This is a genomic window from Spiroplasma endosymbiont of Danaus chrysippus (assembly GCF_902809815.1).
In the GTDB taxonomy this organism is placed as follows: Bacteria; Bacillota_I; Bacilli_A; order Mycoplasmatales; family VBWQ01; genus Spiroplasma_E.
In genome coordinates this window covers 65,335-78,936 of sequence record NZ_CADDIL010000007.1, presented here as the reverse complement: position 1 = coordinate 78,936, position 13,602 = coordinate 65,335, and the positions used below count along the sequence as shown (strand labels likewise).

General features: G+C 24.7%; 21 protein-coding genes and 1 rRNA gene. 2 read left to right on the top strand and 20 right to left on the bottom strand.

Annotated elements, in window-relative coordinates; genetic code table 4:
* Window positions 1-12: 12 nt before the first annotated feature.
* The 6 genes from SPIRDC1_RS08945 to SPIRDC1_RS08920 all read right to left on the bottom strand — a co-directional run bounded on the left by SPIRDC1_RS08945 (window position 13) and on the right by SPIRDC1_RS08920 (window position 2,784).
* Window positions 13-1,008 carry an IS3 family transposase gene (locus SPIRDC1_RS08945; RefSeq protein ID WP_174481491.1) on the bottom strand — a complete coding sequence of 332 codons (996 nt, stop codon included), beginning with the start codon at window positions 1,006-1,008 and terminating at the stop codon, window positions 13-15.
* 58 nt (window positions 1,009-1,066) lie between these two features.
* Window positions 1,067-1,258, bottom strand: a complete 192-nt coding sequence (locus SPIRDC1_RS08940; protein WP_174481490.1) for a hypothetical protein — start codon at window positions 1,256-1,258, stop codon at window positions 1,067-1,069.
* Window positions 1,259-1,260: 2 nt separating this feature from the next.
* A complete protein-coding gene (locus SPIRDC1_RS08935) occupies window positions 1,261-1,725 on the bottom strand; it encodes a hypothetical protein (protein WP_174481489.1) in 465 nt (154 codons plus the stop codon).
* 2 nt (window positions 1,726-1,727) lie between these two features.
* Window positions 1,728-1,877, bottom strand: a complete 150-nt coding sequence (locus SPIRDC1_RS08930; protein ID WP_174481488.1) for a hypothetical protein — start codon at window positions 1,875-1,877, stop codon at window positions 1,728-1,730.
* A gap of 134 nt (window positions 1,878-2,011) precedes the next feature.
* On the bottom strand, window positions 2,012-2,530 hold the full coding sequence (locus tag SPIRDC1_RS08925) for a hypothetical protein (RefSeq protein WP_174481487.1): 519 nt from the start codon (window positions 2,528-2,530) through the stop codon (window positions 2,012-2,014).
* A gap of 2 nt (window positions 2,531-2,532) precedes the next feature.
* Window positions 2,533-2,784 (bottom strand): hypothetical protein, encoded by a 252-nt coding sequence (locus tag SPIRDC1_RS08920; RefSeq protein WP_174481486.1) that lies wholly within the window; start codon window positions 2,782-2,784, stop codon window positions 2,533-2,535.
* Window positions 2,785-3,854: 1,070 nt separating this feature from the next.
* On the opposite strand from SPIRDC1_RS08920, the gene SPIRDC1_RS08915 reads away from it, so the two are divergent.
* Window positions 3,855-4,127: a hypothetical protein gene (locus SPIRDC1_RS08915; protein WP_174481485.1), complete on the top strand. Its 273-nt coding sequence runs from the start codon at window positions 3,855-3,857 to the stop codon at window positions 4,125-4,127.
* 1,318 nt (window positions 4,128-5,445) lie between these two features.
* A 5S ribosomal RNA gene (rrf, locus tag SPIRDC1_RS08905) occupies window positions 5,446-5,552 on the top strand.
* Between the two features lie 542 nt (window positions 5,553-6,094).
* On the opposite strand, the gene SPIRDC1_RS08900 is transcribed toward rrf, so the two are convergent.
* From SPIRDC1_RS08900 to SPIRDC1_RS08835, 14 genes are all read right to left on the bottom strand, one after another.
* On the bottom strand, window positions 6,095-6,286 hold the full coding sequence (locus SPIRDC1_RS08900; protein WP_174481474.1) for a hypothetical protein: 192 nt from the start codon (window positions 6,284-6,286) through the stop codon (window positions 6,095-6,097).
* Window positions 6,287-6,495: 209 nt separating this feature from the next.
* A complete protein-coding gene (locus tag SPIRDC1_RS08895) occupies window positions 6,496-6,783 on the bottom strand; it encodes a hypothetical protein (protein ID WP_174479933.1) in 288 nt (95 codons plus the stop codon).
* A gap of 11 nt (window positions 6,784-6,794) precedes the next feature.
* On the bottom strand, window positions 6,795-7,049 hold the full coding sequence (locus SPIRDC1_RS08890) for a hypothetical protein (protein ID WP_174481483.1): 255 nt from the start codon (window positions 7,047-7,049) through the stop codon (window positions 6,795-6,797).
* 21 nt (window positions 7,050-7,070) lie between these two features.
* Window positions 7,071-7,277 (bottom strand): hypothetical protein, encoded by a 207-nt coding sequence (locus tag SPIRDC1_RS08885; RefSeq protein WP_174480862.1) that lies wholly within the window; start codon window positions 7,275-7,277, stop codon window positions 7,071-7,073.
* A gap of 1 nt (window position 7,278) precedes the next feature.
* On the bottom strand, window positions 7,279-7,512 hold the full coding sequence (locus tag SPIRDC1_RS08880; protein ID WP_174479931.1) for a hypothetical protein: 234 nt from the start codon (window positions 7,510-7,512) through the stop codon (window positions 7,279-7,281).
* A 1-nt stretch (window position 7,513) separates the two neighbouring features.
* Window positions 7,514-8,377, bottom strand: coding sequence for a hypothetical protein (locus SPIRDC1_RS08875; RefSeq protein WP_174481482.1), 864 nt, complete (start codon window positions 8,375-8,377; stop codon window positions 7,514-7,516).
* Between the two features lie 183 nt (window positions 8,378-8,560).
* Window positions 8,561-8,764, bottom strand: a complete 204-nt coding sequence (locus SPIRDC1_RS08870; protein ID WP_174481481.1) for a hypothetical protein — start codon at window positions 8,762-8,764, stop codon at window positions 8,561-8,563.
* A 60-nt stretch (window positions 8,765-8,824) separates the two neighbouring features.
* Window positions 8,825-9,100 carry a hypothetical protein gene (locus tag SPIRDC1_RS08865; RefSeq protein WP_174481480.1) on the bottom strand — a complete coding sequence of 92 codons (276 nt, stop codon included), beginning with the start codon at window positions 9,098-9,100 and terminating at the stop codon, window positions 8,825-8,827.
* Between the two features lie 163 nt (window positions 9,101-9,263).
* Window positions 9,264-9,605 (bottom strand): hypothetical protein, encoded by a 342-nt coding sequence (locus SPIRDC1_RS08860; protein ID WP_174481479.1) that lies wholly within the window; start codon window positions 9,603-9,605, stop codon window positions 9,264-9,266.
* A 175-nt stretch (window positions 9,606-9,780) separates the two neighbouring features.
* On the bottom strand, window positions 9,781-10,728 hold the full coding sequence (locus SPIRDC1_RS08855; RefSeq protein WP_174481478.1) for a rolling circle replication-associated protein: 948 nt from the start codon (window positions 10,726-10,728) through the stop codon (window positions 9,781-9,783).
* Between the two features lie 265 nt (window positions 10,729-10,993).
* The gene (locus SPIRDC1_RS08850; RefSeq protein ID WP_174481477.1) at window positions 10,994-11,917 is read right to left on the bottom strand and encodes a hypothetical protein; all 924 of its coding nucleotides are present in this window, start codon (window positions 11,915-11,917) and stop codon (window positions 10,994-10,996) included.
* Complete coding sequence (locus SPIRDC1_RS08845) at window positions 11,917-12,168, bottom strand: hypothetical protein (protein WP_174481476.1); 252 nt, start codon at window positions 12,166-12,168, stop codon at window positions 11,917-11,919. Before SPIRDC1_RS08845 ends, SPIRDC1_RS08850 begins: the two co-directional genes overlap by 1 nt.
* Window positions 12,169-12,503: 335 nt before the next feature.
* Window positions 12,504-13,238, bottom strand: coding sequence for a hypothetical protein (locus tag SPIRDC1_RS08840; protein WP_174481475.1), 735 nt, complete (start codon window positions 13,236-13,238; stop codon window positions 12,504-12,506).
* 2 nt (window positions 13,239-13,240) lie between these two features.
* A complete protein-coding gene (locus SPIRDC1_RS08835; RefSeq protein WP_174481474.1) occupies window positions 13,241-13,432 on the bottom strand; it encodes a hypothetical protein in 192 nt (63 codons plus the stop codon).
* Between the last annotated feature and the right edge of the window lie 170 nt (window positions 13,433-13,602).

Below are 13,602 nucleotides of genomic sequence, written 5' to 3'. Positions count from 1 at the left end.
GGATAGACAGTTTTAAATTTTTATTTGTGAAATTGGTGGTTTTAGAAATTTAGAATGTATTCTTTCGTAATTATAAAACATACTATATTGGTTTACATCATTTATAGCTTCATTGAGAGAAAAATATTGATTTGAACCTTTAGGTAGTCATTCTTGAGATAAATGAGAAAATCAGTTTTCAGATATTACATTGCCACCAATATCATAAGGTTGTTTTTTGCTTAAAATTATTTGCTTATCAGCAGCTCAATTTGTGATGTCTTGACAATAAAATTCGTTGGCGTTATCTGAGTGTAAAATAACGTTTTTTACTTGGTTTCAAGAGAATTGTTGATTTATTTTTTCAAGTGCAGGAAGGATTAAATCTTGATAGGATTTGTTTGAACATGTATTATAGCTTACAATATTATTTGAATAAAAATCAATAATTACAAAAAGATATAATCAACCTTCTTTAGTATTTATTTGTTTAGTGTCCATTGATCAAATTTGATTTGAAGAGGTTGTACTTTTATAATCTTTGTTTACTTTATCCATTGTAGGTATTCACTTATTTGGATTTTTTTTGTTTTTAGGATAGTTATTTTTAGTTTGTTTTAATCCTTGAAGATTGTGATCTTTCATAATTTTTCGCATTTGTTTTGTTGATAATTCTAGATTTAAAATAATATGTTTGTATTGTTTTAATCATTCTTTAAATGCTGAAAAAATTCGTAAATAGCCATAAATTTGTCCTTTTCTTGTAAAATGAAATTCAAGTAAAAGTTGGCATAATTCTTGATATTTATGTGTACAATTACTAATTTGATTTTTTTCTTTTTTAATAGGGTTTTGTTTGTTTTTTACAAAATAATATGTTGATCGGTTTAGTTGAAGATGTTGGCAAAGATATCTAATTGAATATTGGTTTTTGCTATCATCAATAATTTGAATTTTTTGTTTGATATTTAACTTGTTAATTACTAATGCTATTTGTTTAATTTTATCCATTATTAAAAATCCTTTCATGTCAAAATTAGTGTTAATTGTATAACACAATTGTTTTTCGAATACATTCAAGTTTTTTTTAAATTAATGGTCTAGTAAAAAGGGCTAAGTAGCAAGTAGCGTTGTTAAAAATTAAAGTAACATAGTTTAAACCATTTCACTGACCTCGAACACTATAATATAATTCCTTATTACCTTTTTCGTAATATTTTGCTTCAATAGTGTTGCTCAGTTTTACTGTTAATTTGACATAATTTGTTTTATCTTTCATTTTTATAATTTCCTTAAATAATTATCAAAAATTAATATTTTTTTATGATTTTTTAAATAATATTGAATATGCTTATATGCATCATGTTCATGTTTTGTAAATTTTATATTTCCTTTATAATTTATTATTTTATTTTTATTTTTTGGTTGGTTTTCTAGATAATTTCAGTTGAAAACATCTTGAACTAATACCATTAATGCACCAATTATTTTGGGTGTTGATAATGGATTGGTTAGTAATTGTTTTGAATTTAAAAAGAAATTTTCTACAATAACTAATATTTTTTTATCAATAAATTTTTCTTTAATTAATTGAAATTTTTCTTTATAAATATTTTTAGTTCATAAAACAGTTAATGTATTGAATGTTTCATTAAAAATAATATTATTAGTTTCATTTGAATATATAACAATTCCATTATTCCCAATTCCTGCTGGGTCAATACCAATAATTAAGTCATATTGCATTATTAATCAAATTCTCCGTTTTTAATTCTTTTAATTAATTCATCAATACCTTTTATATTTGGGTCTCTATTTGAAGATAATAAAAATTGTTTTCCATTATAAGGATTTGCTCTATTATTAATTAAATATTTAATTAATTTTTCTTTATCCATATTTATACCTCCTACTTAACCTAATATTTAAAATACAGTCATAACAAATTGCTTTACTATTTTTATCTCTTAAAAAATATTTTCTTGTTTTTATATCATTAGTATTAAAGAATAAATAATCTAATTTATTTTGTTTACATGTTCAACAAAAATACTTTTTCATTATGAGTTGAAATTTCCTTATAAGAAGTAACTATATAATTAATTGGTAAATCATCATGTTTATATGGATTATTTATTTTAAAACCTTTTCTGTTTTCTTCTCACGTAATGTTATATTTAAAGCAAGGATTAGTAATTTTAGTTTTGTTATCTGTTATTTCACCCATAAATCAAGTATTATGCTGTTCATAAAATGTTAATGGTTCAAGTTTTATATCATTAAGATAATATTCTTTTGGAGCAATTGGTTTATTAACAGTTATTTTTTGGTCTTTAATATATGGTTCTAATAATTTTATTAATTCATTACCACTTAATTCTCTTTTAATATTTTCTAAATTAAAAACTCAATATGTATATTTATCATCAGCAATAAAACTATTATTTTTAATCATTCATTTTGGACATTGTAATTTATATTCACCATAATCAATAACAATAGATTGTGGTTTATCTTTAATAATTTGTTCTTTTTTAAATTCTATTTGCATAATTAATCACTTCTACATCAATCACAAACATATCCAAATGGTTTTGTATAATCTAAATGTTCTTCAATATCATAATTATCTTCATATTTTTTAGTATTATGTTGTTGTGATTCTAATTCTGTTTTAAAGTGATAAAGCATATTGATTTTGTCATCTTCATATAATTCATTACATTCAACACATCTTTTTCTTCTTTTTTTAATTTTTTTATCAATCTTTCTTAGTGCTTCATAATCAAGAATTTCTATTGTCATAATAATCCTTTCCTAATATGTCCTGTTGCTTCCTAGCATAAAGGACATATATTTTTATTTTTAAATTATTAATACTACTTTTATTATTTTTATTCATTGCACAAATCGTGGGCTCAAAAATAAATTTCAAAAAAAATAAAAAATAAAACCAACACTTGCTCACTGAAGAGTGGCAAGGTTGGTTAAATAAAGAATAGAATTAATACAATAGGTCCCTACAACAGGTCTATATATACTAGTTTCCAATTCGCTCCCACCCCAAGAATTACCATTAAATGGTTAGTATATTTTATTAGGTATCACTCCACTTTTTATTTATCCATGCAAGTCCACATGTTCTAGCTACTATTTTTAACAACTGTGTTGTAGTTCACTGTTTTAATTCCCTAACACTTGTTGATAATAGTGTTAAAGAAGATTATTAATTATTAACTTTCTCCTACTTGGTAACTGCGTGTAGTAGATATTTAAAGGGTGTTAATAATAAAAATTTTAAAATTTTACAATTACAAAAAAAGACAAGATTTTTATTCTCGTCTTTTATAATTTATTTTTAATTCAAGGGTAAAAAAAAGAAAGGCGCTATTTTTAAAACTTTTTAGTTATTGACATCTTCGACACGCTCCCAAAAATAAAATTTATTTTTCATCTATCTTTATTTTTTTATTATTTATTAATAATAAAAACTTTTTTATTGTATATTATTTTTTTCACATATAAACTTTAATTAAGATTTACCTAAAATAACTATTAAAAAATATTAGAATTTATCATTACTAATTTATATAAAACTGTTTCAACAAAATTAAGTATTAATCTACTTTTTTAAATCTATAACAAAACTAGTAATATATTATTGATTAAATTATATATATGATGTTATTATTACTAATTTAACTTTATAAATAATATAAAAATACTAATTTTTATATGAATTAAATTAATTAACAATATTTTACATTTTTTTCTAAACCTACGATATTAAATAATAAAAAATCAAATTTTTGGTAAATCTTAATATTAAAAATTAATATTTATATTAATTTAAAGAAAGAGGTACTTATTAAAAAATGATAAATAATAAAAAGAAAATATTAGAAAAAGAAAGTCTAACTAATAATAAATATAAAACCAAAATTGAAAAATTAAATAAAAAACTACAAGAAAGTCTTGATGATTTAAAAGAAATAAGTGATGTCTATGCAAAATCAGAAAGAGATGCATTAGATAAAAGAAAAATAATTACAAATCTTGCAAATAAAATTACAGAATTAGAAACACAGTTAATAGAAAATCAACAACAAGCAGAAATAAAAAATAATAATAAAAAAAAGGGATGGTAACAAAAACGGAGGATATAATTACTTTTTAAACATTTCTTTAAAATTATAGACAAGAATTTAAAATTATAGACAAGTAATAGGGGCTTTGCCCCTCGTTGCTTCGCAACTCACCCCAGCGGGGCTAAACGCCGCGGCCAACCAACCAAGGTTCTGGTTGGCACCGACCAATAATATAGATTTATTCTATTTTAATATTTTTTTTATTTTTCTTAGAATGTTTATTTCTATAATAACAAACACGACATACAGTATTTTCAATTTCTTTCTTTTCGGTCTGTAATATATTATCCAACTTATCTAATCCTACTGCTCTAATATCATCAACAGTAAAATCTAATGCTTGTGACTGTTCATATTCTTTAACGTTACTTAATTCACTCTTTAACGAATGAATATAATTTAAAGCACGACTATTATATCTTTGTAAATAAGACCTAGGAAATCATAAACTAAAAGTCATAGTTTCACCACTATAATTAGGTGGCAATCCACCACGTTTAATTATTTTCTTAGTTTGTCTTTTAGATAATACAACTTTATTATAATCATCAACATTAGTATAAATATTAAGTTTAAATTTAACTAAAAATAACAAAATACGCATTCTTTTAACTTGAACAATATATTCTACTTTTTCACGTGCTTGTTTTGGTATTCTATCGGGGTGTTGTTCAATCATATACATAATTCCATTAAAATTATGACCTATCAATTTACAAAACATTCCCAAACTTTCTTGTGTTTCTTTAAATTCGGGTGACAAATCATTACTATTAATTTTCAAACCTAACTCATCTAAAACAACCATATCACACTCTTTAAAAGCATAATTACTATTTAATTGATTAAATTTAAAAACATCATCATAAGAACAGCGATAACTATATTCATTACGTACTTTAATAGGAATAGGACTCACTACCCTACCTTTATGTTTTTGTGCTAAACAACAAGCAAGAGCAGATTTACCAGTACGTGGTGGTGCTGAAATAATNACGAGAGGACCGGAATGGACCTATCTCTGGTGCACCAGTTGTCACGCCAGTGGCACAGCTGGGTAGCTATGTAGGGCATGAATAAGCGCTGAAAGCATCTAAGCGCGAAGTCAGTTCCAAGATGAGATTTCTCATTCGAAAGAAGTAAGATCCCTTGAATACTACAAGGTTGATAGGTCAGGTGTGTAAGCATAGTGATATGTTCAGCTTACTGATACTAATAGATCGAGGATTTATTGAAGAATATATTCTCTATTGCAAATCAAAAGTAATCAAATTTAAAGATGTCTGTTTCTAGTTTTTAGGGAGCAATTGCTAAACTATTTGGTGTCCATGGCGGAGTGGTCACACCTGTTCCCATCTCGAACACAGCAGTTAAGCACTCCAGCGGCGAAAATACCAGCAATGGGAAAATATCACGATGCCAAATTTTTTTTATTGTTAATCTTAATGTAAAAATTAAGATTTTTTTAATTTTTACATTAAAATAAGTAAATGATTTTATTTTTAATTTATGATTGTTTTAAACCACTTATACGCTCTGCTATCTATAAATCATTTTGGGATGGTAACAAAAACGGAGGATATAATTACTTTTTAAACATTTCTTTAAAATTATAGACAAGTAATAGGGGCTTTGCCCCTCGTTGCTTCGCAACTCACCCCAGCGGGGCTAAACCCCGCGGCCAACCAACCAAGGTTCTGGTTGGCACCGACCAATAATATAGATTTATTCTATTTTAATATTTTTTTTATTTTTCTTAGAATGTTTATTTCTATAATAACAAACACGACAGGTGGTTAGCCCTAAATACTGGACCACTTTTGGATAGACAGTTTTAAATTTTTATTTGTGAAATTGGTGGTTTTAGAAATTTAGAATGTATTCTTTCGTAATTATAAAACATAATATATTGGTTTACNCAGAAGTATTTACAACAAAAAATAATTTAGCAAACTTAAATCACATAATTATTTACCAAATAAACATTTTAAAATTAACCATGAACCATAAAACAAAACAAATCCAATAAAAAACTGTGTTCCATAAACTACTAAATTTCATAAAACAGTAGTAAAATCATCAACTGGATTACCTATAAACATAGTTCAATAATCAACGATACATTGATGTATTTTATTGTAAATTTCTAAAACACTCATACTTAACACCTACCCAAACAATGACCTAAAAACAAATTTAATAGCACGATAAATAAAATTAAAAAATACACCTAATACCAACCAAAAAGTCAAATTAAACAAAATATAAACTTCATTAGTAATATTTGGTTGATTTAAAAATATTTGAATATCTTTACTAGAAAATATAAAAATAAAATGTAATATACTAAAAACAAAATTAGACATAATTAATTACCTACTTTTATTCCACTAACATCTTGTGTTTGTTTATGACCCTTAGCAATTTCTTTACCAACTGAAACAGAAGCCTTACCAATTTTCTTAACACCATAACCTAAACCTAATGTTGGTAACATTAATTCGGGTAAAATAACCCTAAATGCAAATCTAAGCAAAATTAAAAATATCATTAACGTACCTAAATTAAAACCTAAATCACCAAGTGGAAAACTAAAAAACTTCATAAAAATTGAAGCAAATAAATGCATAACTGTTGTAATAAAAGGTATAAACATAATTTCACATCCTAATGTCTTGTAAATCTAAATAATCCTAAAATTAAATAAAATACAAAACTAACATTTATTAAAGCAAGAATAGGCAAAGGTAAAGTGTATAAACTATCATAAAAAAACGACTTAATAAAAAGTGTCACAGTATGTAATCCAGCAAAAGAACTTAAATACTGCATATAAATAGTTTGTACCAAAGTATTAACAACTGGTAAAAGTGTACCCAATAATGGTAAAACAAAAACCAAACTAAAAAATAACTTTACCATTTGCTTACTCCTTTCTAATTACTAATGAGTTCCATGGATAATATGACCAACAAACTGCTTAATAAATACAAGAACCATAAATACGATTGAAATTAAAACTGGTCAATTTGTAAGTGTTCCACCATCGCCAGTTGTAAATACTCAACCAAAAATATAAGTAAAAGCATTTAATAATTGTTGTCCAACACCACCTATCATGGTTAATAATGCTGATAGTCCAGCGGGCATATTAATCACCCCCTTTCTCTAATTCTTTTTGTTGTTTTTCCATTTCTAATTTACGTTTCTTCTTTTCAAAATCTTTACGACAAAAAGTACAATCAGGGTCATTTTCTTTTTCCTTTACATGTTTTTTATGTTTGAATTTCTGTATACCCTCATGTATTCAATTACGACAAAATCAAAGTATAAGGCAAAACCCACCAATATATAAAGCATATTTTATAATCTCCTTAAAATCCATTTTAAACACCACCTAACGTATAAGCATAAGAATAATCCCAATTTAAACTTGCTCTATCTAAATTAATCTCAGACATACTATCATCATTTAAATCAACATCAACCATACTATCATTTGTACTTTGATAATCACTAACACTAGCATTAATTAATCTTGCTCTTTCATCAGTAAATACTTCTTGTAACTCTGTATTATTATGTGTATTTCCTAACGGTAACAATAAAGTATTTATAATCTCACTTGCTCCGGCAATAATCGTAGGAATAGCAAAATAATTATTAAAATTATTATTAATACCCATAGCAACACCACTACTAATCAAGCAACCACCAGTACCCATATTTGCTATTTTTCTTATATTTTGAAATCTATTAGGTATTAATTCAGTTAATCTACTAATAACATTTGCTATACCAAAACTATTTAAAGATATATAAGTATCTCAGTCTACAAAAGGAACATCAATTATCGGTTTAACAGTTGTAAATGGTGGATACGTTGGTTTAGGTGGTTCAGTTGGACATGGTGGTCAAAAACAAGGTTCATCTCTTAATAAAGAAACTGACTTATCTACAAACTGAACAAACTTAGCATAATTAATTAAACCAATTGTTCCTAAACCTAAAAATATCTTTTTATAACTATTAATAACTTTATTTTTAGTAGTTGGTCTTTGATTAATATTCCATATATCAATACCTAATTTCTTACTAAACAACAAAGAATTAATAGAACCTAAAATTGGGTCTTTTAAATATTGACCATAATAAGCACTAACTCCTACCATAGCACTTAATGGACTTAATCCAGTTCTTAAAATTTTAGTTAAAGTATAATTACTAGTTTGTTCTAACTCATTAGGCATAAATAAAACTCCTTACTTTATATAATAATAAGGAGCTTATTTAATTTTTTGCCAGAAGCTTCTGGCACATTTTTTAAATGTTATTTATTTCTTTTATTCTCTTTTCTTATTCGTTCCATTTCATTAGCAACTCTATAACACATTTCACAACCAAATACTCTTTCATAAGTTCAATCACTACACTTATGTCTCATAATTTAACTTACTTTCTTGTTGTCTCATTGCCTTATTTAAAGCCATATCTAATATACAAGTTGGACAATAATATTTTCTAGTATATAAGTTTTGTAAAACTCTTTTAGGACAAATAACTTGGTCACAAAGTTTACATATATAAATTGCTAAATGAAATGCTTGTTCACATGAACAATTATCATTTTTAGCCATAATTTAAAATTAACTCCTAACATATTAATAATTATTTAAAATTACCCTTTTAATAAATAACTATTTTCAATTAGAAAGTTTTTTAATATTACCGCTTAAATCAAGTTCAAGTGAATAAAAATTACCAACTTTCAAATCAACAGCAGATAAACAATTATTAAAATCACTAGCAAATTCTGGATTATATCATTTATCACGTGTTTGACCAGTTGGCACGCTTGTTTGTTTATTTATTTCTACAAATTTCAAAACATCAAACTTTAATGTTTGACCTTTATTATTTTTATCGAGAATAATACGCCCTTTTTCAATATTAACTAACTGTACTTTAAACATAAAAAAACTTAACTTTCGCAATTCATTAAAATTTAATTTAATAAGTTAAGCATAGTAGGGTAAACCTATACTTGTTAATAATATATCATAAAAATATAAAATTTCAACAAAAATAAGAACTTTGTATCATTATTTAGTAATAATGGTACTTTAATATTGATTTCTAAATTTTTGGTAATTTTAATTCATTAATATATCCATTTGTTGATTGTTGATTTAACAAGTCAATATAATATATATCATTACTTTGTAAATTTTTATTTATATTAATAATTTCTTTTTTTCAATGAATTTCTTTTCATTTTTCAATTTTTAGTTTTTTTTGTTGACATGCAACATCTGCTAATAATTCTAAATTTTCTAAATTTTCTTGTTTATTTAATCATTCTTTTACCTTATCAAAAGAATTCAATTTTGCTTGTTCTTTTTCAGTAAAATTAATTAATTTATTAAAGTTTTTATTAATAATTCTTTTTCAAATTATATTTTTCTTTTTATCTTTCATACAAACTATCCTTTCAAAATAAAAACCCATTTACTTTGGTATAAAAGTAATGAGTTAAAAACTATAATAAAAATGAACATTAATAAGAATTGCGATAATTACTAATGTTCATTAACCATTATATATATATATATATATATACAAGTAAAATTATAGAAAAAATTAGTTTTTTTTTCTAATGTAAAACTCTTTTCTTAAAATCAATTTTCTCAACTTTATTACCAAAAATTTTCTCTGCTCAAGTCAAAACATCTTTATCTCTTTGAATTAAATAAGCAATTTCACTGGTTCGTAAATAATGCTTATATGATAAAACACTTAAATATACATATCTTTCGTAATCTTCATAGTCTTTAAAATAATCATTAACAACAGTACTTTCAATAATACCACCAATCATAACAGTATCGCCATTACTATCTCTTTGAGTTTTAAAATAAAATACATTTGTTGCATTAAAACTTGCTTTAATTATATCTCCAATTGTTATTTTTTTAATTCCACGAACTATAATAGGATTTTTACAATTACGACTAAAAGCATACGCTCTTACACCTACATCTGTCTGATTTATAGATTTAACATCATCCATTGCTTTTGTAACATATTTTCCTAAATATTTAATAACAAATTCATTTGTACCTTTTTTAACGACTTTTAAATCATTAAAACCGTGAGTTCATCATTCTGCTAACATACTTTTATATATCTTTCTATTAAAAATTATATGAAAATGAATAGCTCCACGTTCTTGATATTCATAAACATAAAAATATTTTAATTCTCCCAAATGTTCAAAACGTTTAGGGTCATTTCATCATTTATTTAATTTAAGAAAAAATAAACGAATATCTTTCTTTGCTTTTTTAATATCTTGTATATTATCTTTATACGTTAAAGTAACAAAACTCAACATTTTACTATCATAAAAATTATGTAAAGCTTTTTGAATTAAATTATTTTTAGTACGAATAGTATTATTTCTTAATTTTTGTTTATTACCAATATAAGATTTACCACTAACATTTCCAATATTATTTAAAAAAGAAATAGGTAATACTATATTTTTTACATAACAAGCATAAAAAACTTTTTTAATATAAAAATCTTGTTGAATATCCATATAAAATTTCGCAATTCTAAGTTTTAAAAAACCAATTTTATATATTTTAATAACAAACAAATCTTAACATAAAAAATTATAAAAGCAAATATAAAACAATTGTGATACTTAATTAAAAAATTATAAAAGCAAATATAAAACAATTGTGATACTTAATCAAGTAATAGGGGCTTTGCCCCTCGTTGCTTCGCAACTCACCCCAGCGGGGCTAAACGCCGCGGCCAACCAACCAAGGTTCTGGTTGGCACCGACCAATAATATAGATTTATTCTATTTTAATATTTTTTTTATTTTTCTTAGAATGTTTATTTCTATAATAACAAACACGACATACAGTATTTTCAATTTCTTTCTTTTCGGTCTGTAATATATTATCCAACTTATCTAATCCTACTGCTCTAATATCATCAACAGTAAAATCTAATGCTTGTGACTGTTCATATTCTTTAACGTTACTTAATTCACTCTTTAACGAATGAATATAATTTAAAGCACGACTATTATATCTTTGTAAATAAGACCTAGGAAATCATAAACTAAAAGTCATAGTTTCACCACTATAATTAGGTGGCAATCCACCACGTTTAATTATTTTCTTAGTTTGTCTTTTAGATAATACAACTTTATTATAATCATCAACATTAGTATAAATATTAAGTTTAAATTTAACTAAAAATAACAAAATACGCATTCTTTTAACTTGAACAATATATTCTACTTTTTCACGTGCTTGTTTTGGTATTCTATCGGGGTGTTGTTCAATCATATACATAATTCCATTAAAATTATGACCTATCAATTTACAAAACATTCCCAAACTTTCTTGTGTTTCTTTAAATTCGGGTGACAAATCATTACTATTAATTTTCAAACCTAACTCATCTAAAACAACCATATCACACTCTTTAAAAGCATAATTACTATTTAATTGATTAAATTTAAAAACATCATCATAAGAACAGCGATAACTATATTCATTACGTACTTTAATAGGAATAGGACTAACTACCCTACCCTTATGTTTTTGTGCTAAACAACAAGCAAGGGCAGATTTACCAGTACGTGGTGGTGCTGAAATAATATAACTACCTACACGTTGTAATATCTTTATATTTTTTCTAGTTATTAAAAATGGATACAGTATTATTAATAATAAAACTCCTAAAAGTAAATAACCATATCAAGGCATTATTTAACCACCTTACTTTTATTTTTAAACTTATTTTTAATTCAAAAACAAAACTCTACAAAGTATGAACTTAAAATAAAAGGAAAAATAAAATCAAAAAAGAAAATTAAAATTTTTGAACCAAAACTAGCATTTTCAAAAAATAACTTTAATTTATCTACATCAAAATCAAAAAATAACGCAGTAAGCGATGATATTAAAAAACAAAAAATAACTCCACTACAAATTTCAAATAAATCTTTCTTTTTCATAATAAACTCCTAACCAACTAAAAATCCAACTGCTTTTAAAAATACTCACAATGTTAAAACTTGTTCTAAACCACTAGTAAAATCAACATTTAAAACAGAACTAATAGTATCATCAAAAATACGTCTCAATAATCCGTCAAGTTTAGTAAAAAATTCTCTTAATGGTTCAACCGGTAAAACTTTACCAACAACACCATAAAATACTCATCTAAAAGCATTACGTAAATGACCAAAAACATTATATCAACTAACACGCTCATACTCAGGGTTAAAAGGACTATTTGGCGGTACTGGTGTTACTTTCTCACTTGAAAAAATATTAATTTGACCAAAATTTAATTGTGGTGAAAAAGTTGGTCTAGTTGAGATTCTCCATGAACATCAAAAAATACTGTTAAATGTCTTAAATTTGGAACACGAATAGGCATAGTAACAAAATTATATAAATCTTGCTGATAAATATCATTATCAACTTTACCTTTAAAAACATATTTTGTATCACCAACATTATCTAAAAAACTAAAAGTAAAATCAGCAGTAAAAGTTTTAAAATATTCATATTCAAAATAAAACATAAAACCTTGAATATAAAAACTTAAAGGTTTATCAATTTCAAAATTTAACTGTGTTTGAAAATTTATAATACTTTTACCAGTATTAACAAAATTTAAATTATTAGTATTATTCTTTGCAACATAATTATGATTAAACATGATACGTGAAAATTCATCTAATTGTTTTTTATTAAAAGTATAAACACCAGTTCCCATATCTATCATTTGTGATGGAACACCAACTGTATCACTATAATAATAACATGTATAAATACCCTCACCATTTCCAATAAATTCGCCACTAACTAATTTTAAATCCGGTTGGTCAACATCAAAATAAGCAGAATTTCAAGGAATAGTTGCTCAATCATCAAAATCATGATATTTAACATGTTTAACCATTTCTTTTGTAATATCATAATTAACAACATTAGGGTCATTTGAAGCAATTAAACTAGTGGGTGCTTGAACAGAAGTATTTACAACAAAAAATAATTTAGCAAACTTAAATCACATAATTATTTACCAAATAAACATTTTAAAATTAACCATGAACCATAAAATAAAACAAATCCAATAAAAAACTGAGTTCCATAAACTACTAAATTTCATAAAACAGTAGTAAAATCATCAACTGGATTACCTATAAACATAGTTCAATAATCAACGATACATTGATGTATTTTATTGTAAATTTCTAAAACACTCATACTTAACACCTACCCAAACAATGACCTAAAAACAAATTTAATAGCACGATAAATAAAATTAAAAAATACACCTAATACCAACCAAAAAGTCAAATTAAACAAAATATAAACTTCATTAGTAATATTTGGTTGATTTAAAAATATTTGAATATCTTTACTAGAAAATATAA